Source organism: Thalassobacillus devorans (assembly GCF_011761345.1).
Taxonomy (GTDB): Bacteria; Bacillota; Bacilli; order Bacillales; family Halobacillaceae; genus Thalassobacillus; species Thalassobacillus devorans.
Genome location: NZ_JAASRY010000003.1, coordinates 95,986 through 118,265 on the forward strand (window position 1 = coordinate 95,986; position 22,280 = coordinate 118,265).

The following is a 22,280-nucleotide window of genomic DNA, read 5'->3' on the forward strand; positions in this document are numbered from 1 at the left end:
ATTATGATACGATTAACCACGTTGTCGAAAGCAGGCGAGCTTTGTCACTTATATATTCGATACTTCATAGAACCAACAAAATGAGGTCAGAAGAGTGATCAAATGAGTTGGACGACGAGCACACTCACATGAACATGTGGCAAGAATCCTATAATATAATATGGCTTGGTAGCTCAGTCGGTAGAGCAACGGACTGAAAATCCGTGTGTCGGCGGTTCGATTCCGTCCCAAGCCACTGCGAAGAAGAGGTCTGAAAATATTCAGGCCTCTTTTTTGCATTTTAAAAAGCTTAAATTGATTAACAAGAACCAAAATATAAGAACTACTAAGGCTTTCGTAAAACTTGCGACAAGCCAAATAGTTCTAACTTATTGAAACAAAATTGTAATGCAATTGAAAAAACATTTGGACAACTCCCCTTCAACCCTTGCTATCACTGCGTTTTTAATAACTGTAAATTAAAGCGCATTTTGCTAATGTTACCTGTATCTGCCATGGATATTATAAGTGTATTACAAATGCAGGTTTCCTGTTTCGACAACCTTCTACATTATGATAGATTGATGAAGTGACAAAATTATTAAGTAATTTAGAGATAGAGATAAAGATGACTTGGGAGGATTTTCGTAGTGAGGGAAACACTTTTCAGAAGGAAACAGTCGTCAGGAAATACGGGTTTTTGGAAAAAATTAATGCTTACCTTCCTTTTCAGTACCGTGGTTTTAGTACATCCTGCGGTCCAGGCGGAAGGCGAACTCTCCACTGTTTATCATGTATATGTAGGAGAAGGCTACATAGGTGCAGTTGATGATAAGGAAATGGTTGAACAAGTCATCGATGATCGTATCGATGAAGCTCAAGAAGAATATGAAAATATGAATCTCACCACGGCGGATGAAGTTAATTTTGTGGCCGAAAAGTTATTTGAACCGTCCAATGATAACGGTCAGGTCACGGAGCAGATAGAAAATGAAATAGATATACAAGCAGAAGTGTACACGGTAGAAATTGACGGGGAAACAATCGCTAACCTCCCTACCAAGGAAGACGCAGAAGACGTCGTCAAACAATTAAAATTGGCACACATGGATGAATCTACCCTGGAAGAAGCAGAGTTAAACATGGAAAATGAAAAAAATATAGAAATTGAGAAAGGAAATTCTGCTGTAGTGGACGTTTCCTTGTCTGAGGAAATTTCTAACGCAAAGACTACTGTAGACCCTGAGAAAGTTGCCACAGTAGAAGAAGCGGTGGATCTACTGAAGTCTGGAAAGGCAGCAGAAAAAGATCACACGGTGAAAGACGGAGAAACCATCGGTGATATTATTGAAAAGTATGATATGACGGAAGAAGAATTTTTCAAGATTAACGAAGAGATTGAAAGCAATGATGATCTTAAAGAAGATGAAAATGTTACCGTAACTGAAATGGAGTCTTATGTGGACGTTATCGTCAAAGAAGAAGAGATCAAGGAAGCCAAGATCGCACATGAGACAGAAACTAAGAATACAGATGAACTTTATAAAGGCGAAACAAAAGTAGAGCAGAAGGGCTCTGATGGCACGAAAGAAATCCATTACGCCGTTACGAAAGTGAATGGAGAAACAACCGAAACAGAGAAACTGGATGAAAAAACAGTAGAAGATCCTAAGAAAGAAATCATCCTCAAAGGTACGAAAGAGAAACCTTCTACAGGAGACGGCAAGTTTACCTGGCCGGCCGTAGGCGGGACAATCACAAGTAAGATGGGACAACGCTGGGGGAAAGCCCATAACGGCATTGATATCGCCGGAGTCAGCGACAAGACGATCAAAGCTGCTGATGGCGGTGAAGTCACCTATGCGCAGTTCAATAGTGGAGGATATGGAAATAAAGTCGAAATTGATCACAAAAATGGCTACAAGACAACATATTCTCACTTAAGTTCTATCAGCGTTAATGTTGGCGATAAGGTAGCTGCCGGAGACAAAATCGGTGTGATGGGTACCACCGGCCAATCAACTGGTGTACATCTACACTTTGAAGTCCATAAGAATGGCTCACCGGTAAATCCGCTGAAATATGTATCAAAATAAATGAACTAGAAATCATAGCCGCGCGCAAGTATTTGCAGCGCGGCTATGTTATTGTATGAGTAAGTGTTTGCCTTAAAAAGACAATTGCATGAAAATGAGGTAAAATAAACTAGACGCATCAACTAAACTTGGATGGAAAAGGGATGTGAATTCAATGAGTCAAAAAATATTAGTAGTAGATGATGAAAAACCAATTGCAGATATCTTAAAATTTAACTTGGAAAAAGAAGGGTATACGGTAGTCTGTGCCCACGATGGCGATGAAGCGATCGAACTTGCAGATGCAGAGAATCCGGATTTGATTCTGCTTGATATTATGCTTCCGAATAAAGACGGTAACGAAGTCTGTCGTGAAGTCCGGAAAAAACACAATATGCCGATTATCATGCTGACAGCAAAAGACTCAGAAATTGATAAAGTGCTGGGGCTTGAGCTTGGTGCCGATGATTATGTTACGAAGCCGTTTAATAATCGGGAACTGATTGCCAGGGTGAAAGCGAACTTGCGCCGCCGTTTCCAAGAACCGGAAGACCCGGCAACCCAGTCAAAGGATATTAAAATCGGCCGACTGGTCATCCACCCGGATGCTTATACGGTTACACGTGATGGAGACTATATTGAGTTGACCCACCGTGAATTTGAATTGCTTCACTATCTTGCGAAACATATTGGACAGGTAATGACGCGAGAACATTTGCTCGAGACTGTATGGGGTTATGATTATTATGGGGATGTACGTACGGTTGACGTTACCGTGAGAAGGTTGCGGGAAAAAATCGAGGAGAGCCCAAGTAATCCGACATGGATCGTTACACGACGTGGCGTAGGGTATTATTTACGTAATCCAGAGCAGGAGTAGTTTTCTATGAATAAAGTTGGCTTTTTCCAATCGGTCCGCCTGAAGATCATACTCGTTTACATTCTGCTCCTACTCTTAGGGATTCAGGTAATTGGAGCATATTTCGCCCAAAACCTGGAGCAGAACTTAGAAGACAACTTTAAAAGTTCAATAAACGACCGGATCCAGTGGCTGACCTACAGCCTGACCCAGTCTTTTGATCAAGAGCGGACCGAGGATGATGACTCCCTGGAAACAGATGTGCAATCCATTATCGGTGACTTCGAAGTAAGTGATATTTCCGAATTGTACGTGGTGGATAATAACAGCCGGATTCTAGCGACTTATGGATATGGACAGCAGGATAATATTGGCAAGAAAACACGCGATTCTAATATCCAAAGTACGTTGCTGTTAGGGGAGTCCAGAGAAAAAATCGTGGTTAGTGAAGAAAATGACCGGATACTTGTTCGAACGTTTCCCATTATGATAGAGGGGGAGACGGTCGGCGCTATATATCTCGAAGCTGAAATGAATGAAATATACAAGCAAATGCGTGAGATCAATGGCATCTTTGCTAACGGAACCTTAATTTCCCTTACCATCACTGCTTTATTGGGGATATTAGTAGCCCGGACGATCACCAGACCGATTACGGAAATGAGAAAGCAGGCTAAGAAAATGGCGGCCGGTGATTTCTCTCAAAAAGTAAATGTCTATGGCTCGGATGAAATCGGTCAATTAGCTATCACATTTAATGATTTGAATGACAAAATCCAGCTTGCTCAAGCCACCACAGAAGGTGAACGGAGGAAGCTTAGTTCCGTATTGGCTAATATGTCGGACGGTGTCATCGCCACAGACAGGCTGGGAGCGATCACGCTAATGAATAAACCGGCTTCCCAGTTGATCGGTCGAAGTTTTGAAGACGTCCAGGGACAGTCCCTGATTGATGTTTTGGATATCAATGATCAGATTACAGATATATCTGAAGTGCAGGATGCCGGCTCGATGCTGATTGATATGAGCACGGATGAGCAATACATGGTCCTGAAAGCCAATTTTTCCTATGTTCTGGATGAACGTCAGAATATGAATGGGTTTATCACGGTTATCAGTGATGTAACCGAGCAGGAAAAAGTAGAACGGGAACGCCGGGAATTCGTTTCCAATGTGTCGCATGAGCTGCGCACCCCGCTGACTACAATGAGAAGTTACTTGGAAGCACTAACCGACGGTGCGTGGCAGGATAAAGAAATTGCACCCAGGTTCCTCGACGTCACCCAAAATGAGACCGAGCGTATGATCCGCCTTGTCAATGATTTGCTTCAATTGTCGAAGATGGACAACCAAGGCCATGAATTAATCAAAGATCGTGTCGAATTTAACGGTTTTTACCATCATATTATCGATCGCTTTGAAATGAATGAACCGGAAGGGATTAAATTCGAAAGAAACCTTCCGAACGAAAAAGTCTATGTATGGATGGACAAAGATAAAATAACCCAGGTCATGGATAATATTATTTCGAACGCCATTAAGTATTCACCGGAAGGCGGAACCATTCGTTTTTATACCAAAACAGCTCATAATAAAATTCAAGTCAGTGTATCAGATGAAGGGATGGGCATTCCGGCTGAAAAGGTCGATAAGATCTTTGACAGATTCTATCGTGTCGATAAAGCCCGTACCCGTAAACTGGGAGGAACCGGTCTTGGACTTGCTATTGCCCGGGAAATGATTGAAGCACATCATGGTCAAATATGGGCGGAAAGCAAAGAAAATAGAGGTACGACTATCCACTTTACATTGCCGCTTGTAAAAAAGAAGCGGAGGGGTAATGCATGAATTTTGAAACCTTGAAGACGATCATTTTGTTTATACTGATTATGTTCAGTTTGTTTTTAACTGTCGCTTTATGGAATTATCAGCCGAATCATGAAACCCAGGATGATGATCCGATTATTGAGAATACAAAAATTGAGAATGGACAGACACTGACAACCAGTGAGGTAATTGTTCCGAAAAATATAATATTCCATACCCTTTCAGGTGATTACAGCTATAAAAGCCCTGCAAGTAAACACCAATTATACAGACAAACCCAAAATTTCAACCTATATAATTTTGAAACAAGTGAGACCGGCTTTCCCGACAATCATGATATGACGGAATTCGTCTTACCTACCGAAATTCCTACACAGATGATTCCGAATTTGTTTAAAGTCAGTGACGATGAAAAGGTTAGTATACCGACTGGTAACTTTAAGCATATATTATTTATTTTAGATGAAAGCAATGAAGCGATCACCGATGTTTTGTTTATTTCAGCTGATGGTGAACATACCGTCCGGGCACAAGTGCAGTCGACAGATGCCTATCAGACAATGGTTCAGGAGCATCAATCCCTTGATAATAAAGTTGAGATGATGTCTTATCAGACAGAAGAAACCCGTCTATTTATACCAAAAAATGAAGTGGTCCTGGCACGCCATGATATTTCTGTCAGCCCCGTCGGTACAGAACCTTTATTGAACACCTTGTTCGATGACGTATCGCGGGTAAAAAGCAGTATCAAAAGTGATGGGACAGAAATCTTTTCAGATTTTGATAGTGAGCTGCGAATAGCCCCGGATGAAAAAAGCGTGAAGTTGGAAAAGGCATTGACTAAAGAAGGCCTTCCTTTGGACACCGATAAGGTTATAAGCGAAAGCCTGTCCTTTATTAACGCCCATGAAGGATGGACAGGTGACTATCATTTAAGTGACATATCCGACCAGCAGGTATCTTATCAAATGAATTACAATGGTTACCCAATCCTTGATAAAAGTAATTTGTCGGAAATCATGGTCAAATATCGCCAGGAAGAATTATATATCTACCAAAGACCATTGATCCATATTGCTGTCACCTATGATACGAACCAGGAGGAAGGCGGTAATGTTACGCTGGCCGCTGGTGAAGATATTCTCGCTGAGTTGGAAAGTTCTAAACAGTTTAACGAACGCATGATTGAAGATATCCGAATCGGGTATAGGATGGTTCCTTCTGACAATGAATATGACGATGTCTATACGATGATGCCGAGCTGGTTTATTAAATATAATGGCAATTGGTATAACGTGGATCCTGATGAGAACTTTTCGGTTTTGAAAGGAGGGAATTAGAATGCAATGGGGGCAAATCAAAACACTGTTTATCCTGAGCTTTCTAATTCTCGACCTGTTTTTACTGCAGCAATTTTTAGGGAAGCAAGATGAAAACTTAGAACAAATTGAAGAAAGCACGCCAGCAGAAGAACAGCTTGCTTTGGAGAATATAGATTACTCCGAAATCCCTGAGGAGCAGGAAGATATCGCATTTATTAACGGAAGCCGTGCCGAATTTTCAGAAGAGGATATGGAGGCCCTTGACAGCATTGAAGGCATCAGTCGTCCCGATTTTAATAATGATAATCTCTTGTATATTGAGTTTAATGACCCTATCCCTCTCGAAGAAGATGATAGCAGTGAAGAGATCATGGATAAGGTGGACGACTACATTATCTACGGGGACCAGTATGCTTATTGGGGGAAAAACGAAGAACAAAATGTTCTGCTATTTTTCCAGAAAAATAATAACCGGACGATTTATTTTAACGAAAGTGGCTTATTGATGTTTTTGGTTGAAGATGGAAGCATTACTGGTTATTATCAAACTAGACTCGGTAATATTGAATCGGAAAATGAAAAAACGGAACTTGTTCAGCCGATTTCAGCCGTCTATCAGTTGTATGATAATGGGGATCTTGCATCTGGTGACAAAATTACGGATATGGTTGTCGGTTATCATTCCAAGACGAAGACGAATAAGGAAGATCCGACCGGTATTCAAGTATTTGCTCCGACATGGAAAATCACTGTCAACAGTGAAGAAATATATTTTGTCAATGCAACCGAGGGAAAAGTACTGGATATAGAAGAGGACGAGTTTATTCTAGATACAATGGAAACGGCTGGGGTCTCTATTCCTCCGGAAGAAGAGGAATCAGAAGAGAAAGACGCTTCGGATGAAAGTCTGGAAAGTGATGATTCGAATGAATAATACAGTTGGAGGGTCGATCTATGACCTTGAAGTTTAGCGTACTTGCTTCTGGAAGTACAGGAAACGCTTTTTATATAGAAACAGAACAAGAGAAAATTTTAGTCGACGCCGGACTGAGCGGAAAAAAGATCGACCAGGCGATGGCGGATGTGGGCATCAACCCCAAAGAATTGACTAAAATTCTGGTCACTCATGAACACAGTGATCATATCAAGGGATTGGGTATTATCGCACGAAAGTATAATCTGCCGATCTACGCCAATGAAAAAACGTGGCATGCAATGGAAGGCTCCCTTGGTAAACTGACGCTTGATCAAAAATTTCATTTTGGAATGGAAGAAGTAAAGTCTTTTGGGGATCTGGACGTGGAATCGTTTGGTGTTTCCCATGATGCTGCAGACCCGATGTTTTATACGTTCCGGCACAACGGAAAAAAAGTTTCTCTTGTGACCGATTTAGGATATGTGTCAGAACGAATCAAAAAAATAGTTGAAGGTTCTGATGCCTATATTTTTGAAGCGAATCATGATGTAGATATGCTTCGGGTCGGAAGATATCCATGGAATGTCAAACGGAGAATCCTTGGCGACTCTGGTCATGTATCCAATGAAGATTGTGCACTTGCATTGACCGATATCATAACGGATCGAACAAAGCGTATTTATTTAGCCCATTTAAGTCAAGATAACAATATGAAAGATCTTGCTCGTATGTCTGTCAGCAATTTGCTGACAGAAAGAGGATTTGAACTGGATTCCCGTATCGAACTCCATGACACGGATCCAAATCAGCCGACACCTTTATATGTAGTGGGATCATAAGCAGTTCCTGGCAACAAGCCAGGTTTTACTAAGATATTCCAATACAAATAGAAAGGAATGGGTGAGCCGATGGGTTATTATGACGACCATTCTTCACAGACACGTCATCAGCCAAAGAAGAAAAAAAGCTGGGCGATGCCAGCTGTCGTGGGAATCATCTTGGGCGCTGTCTTAATGATATTAGCAATGCCGGCATTGATACAGTCAGATTTGCTTCCTTATGATTTGTCAGGCGCAGAAGATGAAAACCGAATTGTTGATGAAGATCAGAACATATCGGGCAATACGCAGAGTGTCGAAGTAGATGTCACTACCCAAGTCACAGAGATTGTTGAAGACGTCGCGCCGGCTGTCGTCGGGGTTGTCAATTTGCAATCACGAGCTAATTTTTGGCAGGAGCAGGAAGAAGGGGAAGCAGGCACGGGTTCCGGGGTCATCTATAAAGTGGATGGTGACACAGCCTATGTTGTCACAAACCACCATGTAATCCAGGGAGCCGATAAAGTCGAAGTCGCCCTGGCTAATGAGAGCCGGATTACAGCAGAAATCGTCGGCAGTGATTTATTTACAGACTTAGCTGTACTAAAAATGCCTTCTGAGGAAGTGGAAAAAGCGATTCCAATCGGCAAGTCGGAAAATATCAAGGTCGGCGAGCCGGCAATTGCGATTGGAAGTCCATTAGGTTTGCAATTCTCCGGTTCTGTCACAAAGGGGATTATCAGTGGCAAGCAGCGCGCGATTCCGCAGGATTTTAATGGTGACGGGGAAGCGGATTGGCAGGCGGATGTCATTCAGACGGATGCAGCGATCAATCCCGGTAATAGTGGAGGGGCCCTGATCAATATTGAAGGCCAGTTGATTGGTATCAATTCCATGAAAATTGCCCGTTCTGCTGTGGAAGGCATAGGCTTTGCTATTCCGATTGATGAAGCGAAACCGATTATTGATGAATTAGAAAATGAAGGCCAAGTGAAGCGTCCATTCCTTGGTGTTGAGGCATACTCTATATCTGATGTACCAAGAGGTGAGCGTTCCGACACATTGAAACTTCCAGAGGACGTGGATAACGGTGTTTATATCCGCACCGTAGAACCAATGTCTCCTGCATCTAAAGCAGGATTGGAGCAATTAGATGTCATCACGGAGCTGGATGGAGAACCGATCCAGAATATCATCGAGTTGCGACAGCACCTGTATCATGACAAAAAAGTAGGCGATGAAATGACGGTTACGTTCTACCGGAATGGGGAGCAACAGGAAACTACAGTCACGCTCGTCTCACAAGAAGACTTTTAAAGCATTTACACTGTCTCTTTTAATAAGAGGCAGTTTTTTTATGATATTATCCACAGCATGTTAGTAACATGAGGATAAATGATATATATATAGTAGCGAACATGAATTCCTATACTAAATAACTGGTATGACCTGTGAATATGTGAATAAGTTCTGTGCATAACCTGTTTGTATTGGGGAGTATTATGTGAATAAGTTAAAATTAACAGGGATTGTTAATAAATTTGTGGATAATTGTTAGTAACTCTCAGAAAAATTAAACTTTTTCCACTTGTGGATGTATTTTTATAAAAATTTTTGTAGGATAGTATTAAACATTTCCTATATCCACTTATTAAAAGGAGAATAATCATGGAATCCTTTACGCAAGATGTCGTGAAAATTATTTCGACGATTCCTCCAGGCAAAGTTATGACTTATGGGCAAATCGCAAGGCTGGCAGGCAGCCCGCGCGGAGCGAGACAAGTCGCGCGTATTCTTCACTCCATGAGTCAAAAATACAAGCTGCCCTGGCATCGTGTTGTCAATGCACAAGGGGAAATCGTCATTCGTGATGAAGCCGGGAGTGAAGTCCAGCGCCTCTCTCTGGAAAGTGAAGACGTGACAATAACAGATGAGGGCCGGGTGGATTTAGAGCAGTACCAACACCATCCAGAAGTTTAATAAAAACGATTTTTAGGAAGACAATAATTAATAAGGAGTGAAGGAGGTAATTTTAATGAAGGATCGATTGATACCTGTCACATCGGTTTCCAGTGGGATTGAACAGCCTTTAACGCCAGATATACATTGTCTTCCTATCCAAGTGGTCAACGTTTGCTTTGTGGGAAGTCCCGTTCATCCGCACGATTGGGTGCTTGTCGATGCCGGCATGCCGAAATCGGCAGATGACATACTAGCGACGGCTCAGGAGTTATATGGTGAAAATAACAAGCCGAAAGCAATTATCCTTACGCACGGTCACTTTGATCACGTGGGTGCAGTAGAAGAGCTAGTGGAGCATTGGGATGTACCAGTATATGCCCATGAGTTGGAGATGCCTTATCTCACCGGTGAAATGGATTACCCAGAGCCTGATACAAGTGTCGAAGGCGGAATGGTAGCTAAAATGTCCCGCATGTTTCCGAATGAAGGAATCGACCTTGGCTCACATGTGCATCCCCTCCCTGCTGATGGCAGTGTGCCGCATATGCCGGGCTGGCAATGGGTCCATACCCCGGGTCACACACAGGGGCATGTCTCTTTCTTCCGAGAGTCGGACCGTTCGCTGATTGTCGGAGACGCTTTTATTACCGTAAAGCAGGAATATTTATTTAAAGTGCTGACCCAGGAACAGGAAATCAGCGGCCCGCCGCGTTATCTGACAACAGACTGGGATACCGCATGGGAATCTGTTCGGAAGCTTGAAGCGTTGAAGCCCAATTTGGCAGTCACTGGTCATGGATATCCGATGACCGGAGATGAATTGACCGAGAATTTGGCAAAACTGAATCGCGAATTTGATACGATTGCCATCCCTCATCATGGAAGATTCGTGGATAATGACGACAAATAAGCCGGGACATAGCGCCCCGGCTTATTTTTTGTGAGAATATCTCTCAGTATCAAATATATTGAAAAAGTCGCAAATATATCATGAATAAATTCCTGGCTTTTATTTCATTTGGAACCTCTGGCTTCGTCGGTGAATAATTTTACCTTAGGATTTCCGCCTTTCCCCCGGTAAATCCGCTCGATATAATCCTCTGTGATCGCCTTGATATCTCTATACATGAACAACACAGGGATAATGTTGAAAACGACGACAGCAGCCAGCAGTAAATCAAGAAACTGCCATACGAACTGCAGACCACCGATTGCACCGAGGTAGATGGAAATCACATAGACGATCCGCATGCCCTTTGAAAATTTCAGGCCAAACAAGTACTCTGCCTGTTTTTCTCCAAAGAAAATCACGACACTTACCGTAGTGAAGACGAAGAACAATAAGAAAATAGCCACAAAAGCTCCGCCGAATTGCTCGCCGAATACATCCCCGAAGGCTACGTTGACCATGTTGGCGGAGTTATCGGAACCGATCTCTTTCCAGGCACCAGAGGTGAGTACGGTCAGGCCGGTTACGGTACAAATGACAATGGTATCGACGAAGACACTGAAAATTCCCCACAGTGCCTGTTTACTCGGATGATCGGTCTGAGCGGCCGCATGGGCAACGGGTCCCGTTCCTAGCCCGGCTTCATTGGAGTAAAGGCCACGGGCAATTCCCCAGCGAAGCGCCTGAGCAATCCCAGCACCGGCAAAACCGCCGGCAGCGGAAATAGGAGTAAAGGCGTGGGCGAAAATCAATCCGAAAACACTTGGGATCGTTTCGATATTGGCAAAAATAACGATAAAACAGATAAGTAAATAGGAAATCACCATGAATGGAACGAGTTTATCGGTCACCTTACCGATTCGTTTGATGCCGCCAAAAACAATGATACCAATCAGGATGGTGATGGCTATTCCGGTTATCCAGGCGGGCCAGCCAAAAGCTCCTTCGACTTGGGTGGTAATGGAATTGGACTGGACCATGACACTTGGAATAATTTCAATCATAAGGAAAAAGGCGAATAAGGCCGCGATTTTGTTCCACCCGAGTCCCTTTTTGATGTAATATTGTGGTCCGCCAACCCAGACCCCTTCTTTATTCAGTTCCCGGTATTTCAATCCGAGAAGGATTTCAGAATAGCGGGTAGCCATTCCGATCAAGGCGACCATCCACATCCAGAATAGTGCGCCCGGTCCGCCCATCGCAATGGCGAGCGGGACCCCGACGATGTTGGTAGCTCCTGCAGTGGAAGCAAGAGCTGAGGTAAATGCCTGAAACGGCGTGATGGTACCTTCGTGTTTATTTTTCTTAAAAATCTGGCCGACCGTACGCTGGAGTACATGGCCGAAAAAACGGAATTGGAAAAACTTGAGTTGAACGGTTAAAAATATACCGCCGATAATGAGAATAATAGCTAATACGTAGGTCCAGAGGAAGTTAGAAATATCAGCTACCCCTGTTTCAATCAAGGACATCAGGTTTTCCATAGGTAAGCTCCTTCCAGGTTGTCGGTAATTATTTATTGCTTACCCGATTTCTTAATTGGTAAAGCGTAACAAATATCCCAGTAATTTAGGGGGATTTACTTGGAAGGAAGAGGATGATGTTCGGGAGGGAGAGGGATTACAAGCACAAAAAAAGGACCCCATATTGGAGTCCTTTTTGTAACGTCAATTATTTTTGAACGTTAGCAGCTTGAGGTCCACGTTGACCTTCTTCGATATCGAAAGTTACTGCTTGACCTTCTTCAAGAGTTTTGAAGCCTTCGCCTTGAATAGCAGAGAAGTGAACGAATACATCGTCTTGTCCTTCTACTTCGATGAAACCGAAACCTTTTTCTGCGTTAAACCATTTTACTGTACCTTCTACCATGGTAATTCCTCCTGTGTGGCTGTGCCACTTTGTATTACTCTTCTTGCTCTTCATATTCATTCAAGACGAAAACATTTTTCTTCTTTCACTCATATCCGAACAATAATAAGTGCTCTAATCATAGCACCTGGGCTTAGGAAAAGCAAGCAATCCGCCAAAAAACTTTTGTATTAGTGCGATTCCGACATTTTTTGAGGAGTTTAGATTAATTTTATTATAAAGTCCCATCCAGCAAGGGATTCATCCATTAGTCATAGTTTTCCAAGTTTCATTAGGGAATTCGCAATGCGATAATTGTATGAATTTAACATTTATCGCACGCTGGTATAGACGTCTATGCTGCAAAATTGGTATTCTAAGCCTTAATTAGTCGTAAAGGAGGGGAGCCTTACCGCTGGAGAATTGTCTTTACTAAGAGAATGGAGGTCTTCAAATTGAAAAAAATACTAGCTTCACTCAGTTGTTTCATGCTTGTATTTTCACTTTTGATTCCTGCCGCTACTGCTAAGACAAGTCAGAAAGAGCAATTCCTGCATCCAGAGACACAATCAGAAAAGGCACAAAAAGGAATGATTAAGCGGATGATCGCTCAAATGACGGATAGGGAAAAAATCGGCCAGCTGGTAATGCCTTCTACCTTCGACGATGGGTCAGGTATGCCGAATGAATTTACCAAACAGGCGATTCAGGAGTATAAAGCGGGTTCCGTAATCGTATATGGAAAACGTACAGCGGATCACCAGGCCGCCTACAACAATAAGTTGCAGGAGTGGGCCGAGGAAACAGAAAAGGCGATTCCTTTGATTATTTCTGCTGATCTGGAATATGGTGCGTCTCAACGCGTTCCTCAAGACGCCACTACATTTCCAAGACAAATGGGAATAGGGGCGACGGACAGCCTGGAATATGCTGAACTTGTCTCCAGCATTACGGGTAAAGAAGCAAGAGCAATGGGCTTCAATTGGAACTACTCTCCTGTCGCCGATGTGAATACCAATCCGAAGAACCCGGTGATTGGGGTTCGCTCTTTTGGAGAAGACACAGACTTGGTAGCGGATATGACCGCTGCGCAAGTCATTGGAAATCAGAAAGAAGGGGTCATGGCTTCGGCTAAGCATTTTCCTGGCCATGGCGACACCAGTGTTGATTCCCATTATGGGCTGGCACAGGTTACGTATGATCGTGATACCTTAGATGAAGTCCATCTGCCTCCATTCCAGGCAGCGATAGATGCTGGGACGGATTCCATTATGACCGCCCATGTCATTATCGATGCCATCGACCCAGAGCTTCCTGCTACGTTATCCAAAAAAGTTCTCACAGACCTTTTAAGGGATGAAATGGGCTTTGATGGGTTGATCGTAACAGATGCGATGAGCATGAAAGCTATTGATGACAATTGGGGAGCGGGTAACGCTGCTGTTCTTGCAATCAATGCCGGTGCCGATATTATCATGGCGACTGGAAACCAGGAGGATCAGCTGGAAACCTTCAATGCACTTTATGAAGCTTATCAGACAGGCGAAATCACCAGGCAGCGGGTGCATGAAGCGCTGGAGCGGATTTTGGCTAAAAAGTTTAAATACAATTTATTTGAAGAACGTACGGTAGACCCTGAAGATGCAGTGGAAATAACCCAGACACCTGCTCATAAAGAGGCAGCATCTGACATAGCAATCAACTCGATGACGTTATTAAAAAATGACGGCGTGCTCCCTTTTGATAATCAATCCCAAGAGACAACATTGGTTGCCGGAACAACCTATATTAATCAAATAGGAGAAAAGGTCAGGGAGAAGTCTGAAGGAGACGTTTCTACCTGGAGTTCCTCCAGTGCTGATCCAAGTGAATCAGAAATTGGACAGGCTGTGGAATTGGCCGAGGATGCCGATCGGATCATCGTTCCTACGTATTCCGCAAGCGTCCTGCCGGAAGGACAAGTGAACCTGGTACAAGCGCTGCGTGAGACTGGTAAGCCAGTGGCCGTCGTTTCACTTGGTCTCCCTTATGATATTAAAGAAATTCCGGAAGTAGATGCATATCTGGCCTCTTATGCATTGGATCGCTGGGGTACAGCGAACCCTACGGCTTGGACAGGTGCTGTAGATGTCATCTTTGGTGAAAATCCTGGCGGTAAGCTGCCGGTGAATATTGAAGGACTATTCCCAATGGGATCAGGCTTATCCTATGAATGACCATTGTTCTAGCAAATGACATTTGGTACCGTTTGTACGGAAAAAACTTTATATTTTGACCTGCAAATAGTTGTATCCTTTTTCAATCTTTCTCGCTTATAATTATCTAGTAATTATTAATTTGTAGAGGAAGATGACGATTGAAAAGGTTGCTGTCACTGGTTTTCGCTGTTGTCATGTTGGTCAGTAGTTTTCCAGGTACTAGTTTTGCAGCAATAAAACAAGGAGAGTTGGATACGTATCTTACCGAGCTTCAGTGGACAGAGGCGGAGTTAGACACTTATCTATGGGAGTATTACGATTTACAGATCAGTGATTTTGAAACGATGGAAGAATTAAAAGAATTTCTTGGTCCCATCATAACGGAAGAAAGTCTGCAAGAATTATTAGACACTTATGGTCTTACCCGTCAGGAGCTTGATGCCATCCTGTCTGAATATGGGGAAACCGTTGCGGACTATACGTTTATTGAGGATATCGAGTTCTTTTTAATCGAAGAGACGGTGGATATTAATTTCGACGAGCTGTTCCAGGAGTTTGGATTGACAGAGGACGAGCTGAACCGGTTATTCCTCCATATGGAAAGTCTGGATTTTGAGTCAATGGAAGCTAGTATGGATGCGCTATACGCCCGTCTGATGGCTTTTGAAGATTTTGAAACAGCAACGGAGTTGTCTGCGGAGCAAATTGCCGAGCTGCTGTCCATCATGCAGGAAATGCTTGATCTGTTTGAAATGGAGGCGAAGTTCTTCCTGGTGACAAGCGGAGAAGAAAAGGCTGTCACTCTGGCAGATTTGCTGCAGATGACAGACGCAGAGGGCTACGATCTCCGTGTGGAACTCTACAACTTTCAAGGTGAATTTTTAGCAGATTTTATTTTGACTGGTAATATGTTCGGTTCTGACCTGTTGAAAGAAACGGCGAAAGATCTCCCGGCTGTTGAACAGGCAGCTGAAAGTAAATCAACAGCGGACAAACCTGCGGTAAAAAAACAGGAAAATGCTGCTGAATCTGTGGTTAAAACAGTTAAAGGAGGAAAGCTTCCTGACACAGACGGAGGCTACCTTACTAATATGCTGATTGGTTTAAGTGTAATGGGATTTGGTGTCTGGGCCATTCGCCGCTCTCGCAGACAGGGTGCATAGGAAATGGGAACCAGAAGGGCCCGTAACAAGAGACTGGCGTTGCTGCTGACAGGAGTTGGGCTGATTGCTTTCGGGTTATGGTTCACCAGCACGAATGCCTACCCTTTTTTGAAAGGTTACTACCTTTTTAAAACCAGTGCAGATACAGTGCAGGTTGCAGGAGAAAAGGAAACGAAGCTGACCGTCAAAGAAACGGCCAGCCGTTACAATCAGTCGCTATACGAGTCTATTCCTGAGGTGGGGGACCATATGGGTGAGCTGATTATTCCAAAGCTCTATACAAGCCTGCCGATCTATCATGGTACGGATGAGGATGAATTAGAAAGAGGTGTCGGGCACTTCGCTGGCAGCGTGCTGCCAGGGGAGCAGGATAACACCGTCCTTTCCGGACACCGGGATACGGTGTTCCGGCGGCTGGGTGAAGTAGGCGTCGGAGATGAATTGACTGTCAGAACAGAAGCGGGTGCGTTCACGTATCGCGTAAGGAAAGTGAGAATTGTTGATCAGGACGATCGTACTGTGATTGTTCCAAAACCCAAAGCTACGTTGACTGTATCTACCTGTTACCCATTCGACTTCATTGGTTCTGCACCGGATAGGTACATCTTAATAGCAGATTTAATAGAGAGTGAAAAATAAAAAACGGCGTGTCCTTCCTAAGGACCGCCGTTTTAGCTTTGTTTTTCCTGATATTTCTTGTCGAGCTGATTGTTTTTGATGAACATATAGAACAATGCCCCGAAGATAACGATGTATCCTATGATGCTCATGAAGTCGGGCACCTGTTTGATGACGACGATACTGATCAGCGTGGAAAAGACCACGGTAGAATAGAAGAAAATCGAGATTTCCTTGGCTGGTGCGAACTTATAAGCAACGGTAATACCGAATTGGCCCATCGTCGCAAATACGCCTGCTAACAGCAGGTAGATCAACTGCTGCATGGTCATTGGCTCCCAGAAAATGATCACAAAGGGCAGCAGGGACATCGTGGTGAAAAAGGAAAAATAGAAGACGACCGTATAGAATTTTTCTTTATTACCGAGAAGTCGCAGCATCGTATATGCTCCGGCGGCGAACACGGCCCCAAGTATCCCGCCTAAATAAGGCAAGATATCCACCGAAAATTGCGGCTTGATAATAAATAGCGTTCCGACGAATGCAATAATGATCGCCACCATTTGGAACAGTTGGACCCGCTCTTTCAGGAAAATGGCAGAGAAAATAATCGTCAAAAACGGACTTAATTTATTCAGCATGTCCGCATCGGATAGCACGAGTTCATCGATTGAATAGAAAAACAGCACCATGCCGAGTGTACCCATCGCAGACCGCAGGAGCAGGTACTTCTGGTTTTCCTTTTTCCCAAACAAGCTTTCTCTATAATACATGACAAAAGCGAATGAAATCATAACAGATATGACGTTTCTGAACCAGGTTTTCTGCACGGTTGGCAAATCGCCTGACAGCTTGACGAACGCCGCCATGACTGAAAATCCAAACGCAGAAATAAGCAATAACAGGATTCCTTTATTTCGATCTTTCATAAAGTTTCCTCCATCGGTGAATAGTTAAAGATGTTACACACTCTAACCATCCTAATACAAAATTAACCATTGGAAAAGTTACTTGCTTACCAATCCAATGATTCAGAAAAGTGCTTCGTTTTGGTAAACAATCTGGTAATCTAGTACACTTTTACTAAAAGAAACAAGTTGGAGGAATGGCGATGATCGATTTGCGGAGTGATACAGTAACGAAACCGACAGAAGCGATGAGGCAGGCGGCCTATGAAGCGGAAGTCGGCGATGATGTATATGAAGAAGATCCGACGGTAAATAAGCTCGAGGAGCGGGCAGCGGAAATGCTGGGAAAAGATGCAGCGCTTTTTGTAACAAGCGGCACCCAGGGCAATCAAATTGCCATCCTGACCCACTGCAAGCCAGGCGATGAAGTGATCCTTGAGCAGGATGCCCATCTGTTTGTCTATGAAGGAGCGGCGATGTCTGCGCTGGCAGGTGTGCAGCCGCGGACGATCAAGGGAGAGAGGGGAGCGATGTCCCCGGCAGATGTGGCTTCGGCGATCCGCGGTGAGGACATTCATTTTCCGGAAACCGGCCTTATTTGCCTGGAAAATACCCACAACAAAGCGGGTGGTGCTGTACTGCCTTTAGAAAATATGAAAACAATTGCTCAAATTGCCAGGGAGCACCACATTCCGATTCATCTTGATGGTGCGCGGTTGTTCAATGCGGCAGCAGCGACCGGTATCTCGGTAGACCGCTATGCAGCATTAACGGATACCGTGCAGTTCTGTTTGTCGAAAGGACTTGGAGCGCCTGTGGGCTCGATTATCGCCGGTTCTGCTGATTTTATTAAGCAGGCAAGAAAGTGGCGAAAGCGTCTTGGAGGCGGGCTTCGGCAGTCCGGTATTGTGGCAGCACCGGGATTAGTCGCTTTGAATGAAATGACAGAACGGCTGGTGGAAGATCATCAACATGCGGAGAAGCTTGCTGCTGGTCTTGCTGAGCTCGATGGGTTGACCGTGGAAAATGAAGTGGAAACCAATATTATCCTGGTCAATACGAAGCGTGCGGGCTATACGGCAGAACAGTTTTTGGATGCCTTGAGAGCGGAGGGGATTTTAGCGGTTCCATTTGGCGCTCATACTGTGCGGTTTGTTACCAATTATCACATTACAGAAGAAGATATCGAATCTGTCCTGACGAAGGTTAATCAACTGGTGAATTGATTCGTAATGGGAAACTGTTTTCTCCATATGGAGCAGGCAGTTTCTTTTTGTACATTAGGGCAAAAGATTCAATGATAATCCAAGTATTTCTATATAAAATGTCGAAAAATTTTAACAAAATAGTTATATAGAACTATATATTTGCTTCCTCTTACTCAATCAATCCCCTGAAAACCTGTGCTACAATCAAATTCAACGCAATAGACCAAATTTTCTGAATAAAGGGGGTTGTCGAAAAAACAGCCGATCTATTGCAAAAATATAAATGGGAGGCATGCGTTAATGAAAAAGGCATTTTTTACGTTAACGACTACCATATTGATGGTGACGCTGTTTGCCGTCAGTGCCTTTGCATCTCCGGAGAAAGAAAACGGAAATGACTGGGTGCGTGTATTGATTGAGTCAACGAATGAACAGGCGAAAAACCAAGCGAAGGAAAAGTATGATGTCCGACACGACTTCGGCAAGCAAGGTTTTTCGACCAATGTGACAGAGCAACAATATGAAGCATTGCAAAAGAATAAGAACCTCAACGTTACTAAAGTGGACAAAGTCTCTTTAGTGAACCAGCCGCAAGCTACGGGTGAACGTAGCTCTACCCCTTCTGATCAAACCCCTTGGGGCATGGAAGCCATCTATAACGATGATTCTATTACTGCCACGGACGGCGGGGACGATATCCGTGTAGCTGTCCTTGATACTGGTTCCAAAACCGATCACGTCGACCTTGAAGAGAACGTGGAACAATGTAAGGATTTCAGCAGATTCTTCTTTTCCCGTGTAGACGGCTCCTGTAACGATATTAATGGACATGGGACTCATGTCGCTGGAACTGTTCTTGCGGATGGCGGAGCTGATGGAGAAGGTATCTTTGGTGTCGCTCCTGATGCGAAGTTGTGGGCTTATAAAGTCTTAGGTGACTTGGGTATGGGCTTTTCTGATGATATCGCAAATGCGATCCGTCACGCGGCCGACCAGGGTCAGGAACAAGGTGTAAAAGTAGTCATTTCTATGTCACTTGGATCAAGTGGTGAAGATAGCCTCATTACGGAAGCTGTCAACTACGCCTACAATAACGGGGCGCTTGTTGTAGCGGCTGCCGGCAACGATGGCGATGGCGAAGACACTATTGGCTACCCAGGTGCTGTTGAAAACGCGATTGCAGTTGCTGCATTAGAGGATGTTCAGGAAAGCGGGACCTATCGTGTTGCTGACTTTTCCTCTCGCGGAAACCCGGCCACTGCTGGTGACTATATCATCCAGGAGCGCGATGTAGAACTTTCTGCTCCAGGCGCAGCGATTGCGTCCACTTGGAATGACGGTGGTTATAACACGATCAGCGGTACATCCATGGCAACTCCGCATGTATCCGGTTTAGCTGCAAAAATCTGGGCAGAAAACCCTGGACTGAGCAACACGGATCTCCGAGCTGAATTGCAAAATCGTGCGACAGCTAATGATATTCTGGGCGGTACAAGTGCCGCGGAAGGCGACGACTATGCGTCCGGATTCGGTTTTCCACTAGCTCAGTAATGGAAAATAGACGATTTTACCTAGCTAATTGCACCTTCCTGCTCAATAAAATCAGGAAGCGGCTATGCTAGAATGATAAATATCGAAATATTCCGAAAGTAAAACTATGAATCTAATAAAAATACTTAGAAAAAGGCGGATGATGATGAAAAAACTATTCTTTTCCGTGACAACTGCGCTATTGCTGATGTCCGTATTCGCAATCAGTGCTTTTGCACAACCCACGGATGAAAAAGTTACGACACAGGAGCAGATTCGTGTATTGATCAACGCCGTAAATGACAATGCGGAAGAAAAAGCGAAAGAAAATTATGGCGTAAGACATGCTTTTGGTGAAAAAGGATTTACAACAAATGTGAATCGTAAACAGTTCGAGGCGTTACAGAACAATAAGAATTATGAAGTCTCTGAAGTAGAAAAGGTTTCACTTGATGCCAAACCACAAAATACTGGTGAGCGCAGTGGATTGCCTTCTGACCAGACTCCATGGGGTATGGAAGCCATCTATAATGATGATTCCATCGCAACAACAGATGGCGGGGACAACATCCGGGTAGCTGTTCTTGATACTGGGGTTGCAGAACATGTGGACTTGGTTAACAGCTTTGAACAATGTAAAGATTTCAGCCAAATGCGCTCCCCTCTAATTGACGGGACTTGTAACGATAAAAACGGCCATGGCACCCACGTAGCAGGTACAGTACTTGCTGATGGCGGTGTTGATGCACTTGGTGTTTATGGAGTAGCTCCAGATGCTGACCTTTGGGCTTACAAAGTATTGAATGACCGTGGATCTGGCTACATGGACGATATCGCAAATGCGATCGAACATGCGGCAGGTGAAGGTCAGGCGCAAGGTGTGAATGTTGTCATTTCCATGTCTCTTGGTGCAAGTTCTGAAAGCAGCCTGGTTACAGATGCTGTCAACTATGCAAACAGTCAAGGTGCACTGGTTGTCGCAGCTGCCGGAAACTCCGGTCCAGATGCTAACACGATCGGTTTTCCAGGTGGATTGCAAGGTGCAGTAGCTGTAGCAGCCCTTGAAAATACACAAGAGAACGGCACGTACCGTGTAGCTGATTTCTCTTCCCGCGGTAACCCAGATACAGACGGTGACTATGAAATCGACCGCCTTGATGTAGAAGTATCCGCACCAGGTGCAGCAATCGAATCCACTTGGTACGATGGCGGCTATAACACGATCAGTGGTACATCCATGGCTACGCCGCACATTTCCGGTCTGGCAGCAAAAGTTTGGGCAGAAAATCCTGGACTAAGCAATGCTGACCTGCGCGCTGAGCTGCAAAGCCGTGCAACAGCTAATGACATTCTTGGAGGAATCGGAGCAGCTTCAGGAGACGACTATGCGTCTGGTTTCGGTTTCCCGAAAGTTAACTAATTTGGAATACAAGATGCTCCCTTTGCATCTTTGTAGATATTCTTGTGTGACCCCCTACAATACATGAGAGCAAAAACGGACGCCCTTGGTGCGTCCGTTTTTGTTGTGGGCGAGTATGGTAGTATAGAAGAAACACCTTTGTACGGAGGAATTTATTTTTATGAAAATTACTATTGTCACTGTTGGAAAATTAAAGGAAAAATACTTGAAGCAGGGCATCCAGGAATACGTCAAACGCCTCGGCCCCTATGCTTCCGTTGATATAGTTGAGGTTGCTGACGAAAAAGCACCGGAAAACTTGAGCGAAGCCGATATGACAGAAGTGAAGAAAAAAGAGGGCGAGCGCATTTTGGCTAAGATCAACCCGGATAGTTATGTCATTACTTTGGAGATTGCGGGCCAGATGCTGACATCGGAGAAACTTGCTAAGAGATTGGACGACCTCGCCACCTACGGAAAAAGCAAAGTCGCTTTCGTGATCGGTGGATCGCTTGGGTTGAGTGATGAGGTGGTGCAAAGGAGCGACCTGGGCTTGTCTTTTTCAAAAATGACGTTTCCTCATCAGTTGATACGCTTAATCTTGGTCGAGCAGATCTATCGTGCTTTTAAAATCAACCGGAATGAGCCTTATCATAAGTAGGCTGGACGGATCCTCCCCTTATCCTGGTGATAAGTGGATT

The 22,280-nt window shown here is 44.0% G+C and carries 19 protein-coding genes and 1 tRNA gene; 17 read left to right on the top strand and 3 right to left on the bottom strand.

What is annotated here, in order from left to right; genetic code table 11:
• Positions 1-162: 162 nt before the first annotated feature.
• From FHS45_RS11500 to FHS45_RS11545, 10 genes are all read left to right on the top strand, one after another.
• A tRNA-Phe gene (locus FHS45_RS11500) sits at positions 163-235 on the top strand.
• 481 nt (positions 236-716) lie between these two features.
• Entirely contained in the window at positions 717-2,075 is a 1,359-nt protein-coding gene (locus tag FHS45_RS20475; protein WP_166761409.1) for a peptidoglycan DD-metalloendopeptidase family protein, read from the top strand.
• 154 nt (positions 2,076-2,229) lie between these two features.
• The gene (gene yycF / locus FHS45_RS11510) at positions 2,230-2,934 is read left to right on the top strand and encodes a response regulator YycF (protein WP_062443543.1); all 705 of its coding nucleotides are present in this window, start codon (positions 2,230-2,232) and stop codon (positions 2,932-2,934) included.
• Positions 2,935-2,940: 6 nt separating this feature from the next.
• On the top strand, positions 2,941-4,761 hold the full coding sequence (gene walK, locus FHS45_RS11515) for a cell wall metabolism sensor histidine kinase WalK (RefSeq protein WP_062443539.1): 1,821 nt from the start codon (positions 2,941-2,943) through the stop codon (positions 4,759-4,761).
• Positions 4,758-6,080: a YycH family regulatory protein gene (locus FHS45_RS11520; protein ID WP_062443535.1), complete on the top strand. Its 1,323-nt coding sequence runs from the start codon at positions 4,758-4,760 to the stop codon at positions 6,078-6,080. The genes walK and FHS45_RS11520 overlap by 4 nt, the downstream gene beginning before the upstream one ends.
• A 1-nt stretch (position 6,081) precedes the next feature.
• The gene (locus FHS45_RS11525; protein WP_062443532.1) at positions 6,082-6,996 is read left to right on the top strand and encodes a two-component system regulatory protein YycI; all 915 of its coding nucleotides are present in this window, start codon (positions 6,082-6,084) and stop codon (positions 6,994-6,996) included.
• Between the two features lie 20 nt (positions 6,997-7,016).
• The gene (locus FHS45_RS11530) at positions 7,017-7,817 is read left to right on the top strand and encodes an MBL fold metallo-hydrolase (protein ID WP_062443528.1); all 801 of its coding nucleotides are present in this window, start codon (positions 7,017-7,019) and stop codon (positions 7,815-7,817) included.
• Between the two features lie 69 nt (positions 7,818-7,886).
• Positions 7,887-9,113 carry a S1C family serine protease gene (locus FHS45_RS11535; RefSeq protein ID WP_062443524.1) on the top strand — a complete coding sequence of 409 codons (1,227 nt, stop codon included), beginning with the start codon at positions 7,887-7,889 and terminating at the stop codon, positions 9,111-9,113.
• 351 nt (positions 9,114-9,464) lie between these two features.
• Positions 9,465-9,776: an MGMT family protein gene (locus tag FHS45_RS11540; protein ID WP_062443520.1), complete on the top strand. Its 312-nt coding sequence runs from the start codon at positions 9,465-9,467 to the stop codon at positions 9,774-9,776.
• Positions 9,777-9,831: 55 nt separating this feature from the next.
• Positions 9,832-10,668 (top strand): MBL fold metallo-hydrolase, encoded by an 837-nt coding sequence (locus FHS45_RS11545; protein ID WP_062443517.1) that lies wholly within the window; start codon positions 9,832-9,834, stop codon positions 10,666-10,668.
• 104 nt (positions 10,669-10,772) lie between these two features.
• Here FHS45_RS11545 and FHS45_RS11550 read toward each other — a convergent pair whose 3' ends face one another.
• Together FHS45_RS11550 and FHS45_RS11555 are read right to left on the bottom strand one after the other, a co-directional pair.
• Positions 10,773-12,191, bottom strand: coding sequence for an alanine/glycine:cation symporter family protein (locus FHS45_RS11550; protein WP_062443514.1), 1,419 nt, complete (start codon positions 12,189-12,191; stop codon positions 10,773-10,775).
• A 187-nt stretch (positions 12,192-12,378) separates the two neighbouring features.
• Positions 12,379-12,576, bottom strand: a complete 198-nt coding sequence (locus FHS45_RS11555) for a cold-shock protein (RefSeq protein WP_062443511.1) — start codon at positions 12,574-12,576, stop codon at positions 12,379-12,381.
• A 434-nt stretch (positions 12,577-13,010) separates the two neighbouring features.
• Here FHS45_RS11555 and FHS45_RS11560 point away from each other — a divergent pair, with 434 nt between their 5' ends.
• The 3 genes from FHS45_RS11560 (at position 13,011) to FHS45_RS11570 (ending at position 16,555) form a co-directional block, all read left to right on the top strand.
• Positions 13,011-14,771: a glycoside hydrolase family 3 protein gene (locus FHS45_RS11560; protein WP_062443508.1), complete on the top strand. Its 1,761-nt coding sequence runs from the start codon at positions 13,011-13,013 to the stop codon at positions 14,769-14,771.
• 149 nt (positions 14,772-14,920) lie between these two features.
• Entirely contained in the window at positions 14,921-15,916 is a 996-nt protein-coding gene (locus tag FHS45_RS11565) for a processed acidic surface protein (protein WP_279588092.1), read from the top strand.
• Between the two features lie 3 nt (positions 15,917-15,919).
• A complete protein-coding gene (locus tag FHS45_RS11570) occupies positions 15,920-16,555 on the top strand; it encodes a class D sortase (protein ID WP_062443500.1) in 636 nt (211 codons plus the stop codon).
• A 32-nt stretch (positions 16,556-16,587) separates the two neighbouring features.
• On the opposite strand, the gene FHS45_RS11575 is transcribed toward FHS45_RS11570, so the two are convergent.
• Complete coding sequence (locus FHS45_RS11575) at positions 16,588-17,463, bottom strand: DMT family transporter (RefSeq protein ID WP_062443495.1); 876 nt, start codon at positions 17,461-17,463, stop codon at positions 16,588-16,590.
• A 182-nt stretch (positions 17,464-17,645) separates the two neighbouring features.
• Between FHS45_RS11575 and ltaE the strand changes: the two genes are divergently transcribed.
• The 4 genes from ltaE (at position 17,646) to rlmH (ending at position 22,240) form a co-directional block, all read left to right on the top strand.
• Positions 17,646-18,668, top strand: a complete 1,023-nt coding sequence (ltaE, locus tag FHS45_RS11580) for a low-specificity L-threonine aldolase (RefSeq protein WP_062443491.1) — start codon at positions 17,646-17,648, stop codon at positions 18,666-18,668.
• A 282-nt stretch (positions 18,669-18,950) separates the two neighbouring features.
• A complete protein-coding gene (locus FHS45_RS11585) occupies positions 18,951-20,201 on the top strand; it encodes a S8 family peptidase (RefSeq protein ID WP_062443487.1) in 1,251 nt (416 codons plus the stop codon).
• A gap of 145 nt (positions 20,202-20,346) precedes the next feature.
• The gene (locus FHS45_RS11590; RefSeq protein ID WP_062443483.1) at positions 20,347-21,600 is read left to right on the top strand and encodes a S8 family serine peptidase; all 1,254 of its coding nucleotides are present in this window, start codon (positions 20,347-20,349) and stop codon (positions 21,598-21,600) included.
• 160 nt (positions 21,601-21,760) lie between these two features.
• Entirely contained in the window at positions 21,761-22,240 is a 480-nt protein-coding gene (gene rlmH / locus FHS45_RS11595) for a 23S rRNA (pseudouridine(1915)-N(3))-methyltransferase RlmH (protein ID WP_062443480.1), read from the top strand.
• Positions 22,241-22,280: the final 40 nt, after the last annotated feature.

Excerpts from the sequence above, each read along its gene's own strand:
- yycF (WP_062443543.1), top strand. The coding sequence starts at position 2,230 with ATGAGTCAAAAAATATTAGTAGTAGATGATGAAAAACCAATTGCAGAT.
- FHS45_RS11545 (WP_062443517.1), top strand. The coding sequence starts at position 9,832 with ATGAAGGATCGATTGATACCTGTCACATCGGTTTCCAGTGGGATTGAA.
- FHS45_RS11575 (WP_062443495.1), bottom strand. The coding sequence starts at position 17,463 with ATGAAAGATCGAAATAAAGGAATCCTGTTATTGCTTATTTCTGCGTTT.
- FHS45_RS11535 (WP_062443524.1), top strand. The coding sequence starts at position 7,887 with ATGGGTTATTATGACGACCATTCTTCACAGACACGTCATCAGCCAAAG.
- FHS45_RS11530 (WP_062443528.1), top strand. The coding sequence starts at position 7,017 with ATGACCTTGAAGTTTAGCGTACTTGCTTCTGGAAGTACAGGAAACGCT.
- FHS45_RS11585 (WP_062443487.1), top strand. The coding sequence starts at position 18,951 with ATGAAAAAGGCATTTTTTACGTTAACGACTACCATATTGATGGTGACG.
- FHS45_RS11555 (WP_062443511.1), bottom strand. The coding sequence starts at position 12,576 with ATGGTAGAAGGTACAGTAAAATGGTTTAACGCAGAAAAAGGTTTCGGT.
- FHS45_RS11520 (WP_062443535.1), top strand. The coding sequence starts at position 4,758 with ATGAATTTTGAAACCTTGAAGACGATCATTTTGTTTATACTGATTATG.
- rlmH (WP_062443480.1), top strand. The coding sequence starts at position 21,761 with ATGAAAATTACTATTGTCACTGTTGGAAAATTAAAGGAAAAATACTTG.
- FHS45_RS11540 (WP_062443520.1), top strand. The coding sequence starts at position 9,465 with ATGGAATCCTTTACGCAAGATGTCGTGAAAATTATTTCGACGATTCCT.
- FHS45_RS11550 (WP_062443514.1), bottom strand. The coding sequence starts at position 12,191 with ATGGAAAACCTGATGTCCTTGATTGAAACAGGGGTAGCTGATATTTCT.
- FHS45_RS11590 (WP_062443483.1), top strand. The coding sequence starts at position 20,347 with ATGAAAAAACTATTCTTTTCCGTGACAACTGCGCTATTGCTGATGTCC.
- FHS45_RS11570 (WP_062443500.1), top strand. The coding sequence starts at position 15,920 with ATGGGAACCAGAAGGGCCCGTAACAAGAGACTGGCGTTGCTGCTGACA.
- FHS45_RS11525 (WP_062443532.1), top strand. The coding sequence starts at position 6,082 with ATGCAATGGGGGCAAATCAAAACACTGTTTATCCTGAGCTTTCTAATT.
- walK (WP_062443539.1), top strand. The coding sequence starts at position 2,941 with ATGAATAAAGTTGGCTTTTTCCAATCGGTCCGCCTGAAGATCATACTC.
- ltaE (WP_062443491.1), top strand. The coding sequence starts at position 17,646 with ATGATCGATTTGCGGAGTGATACAGTAACGAAACCGACAGAAGCGATG.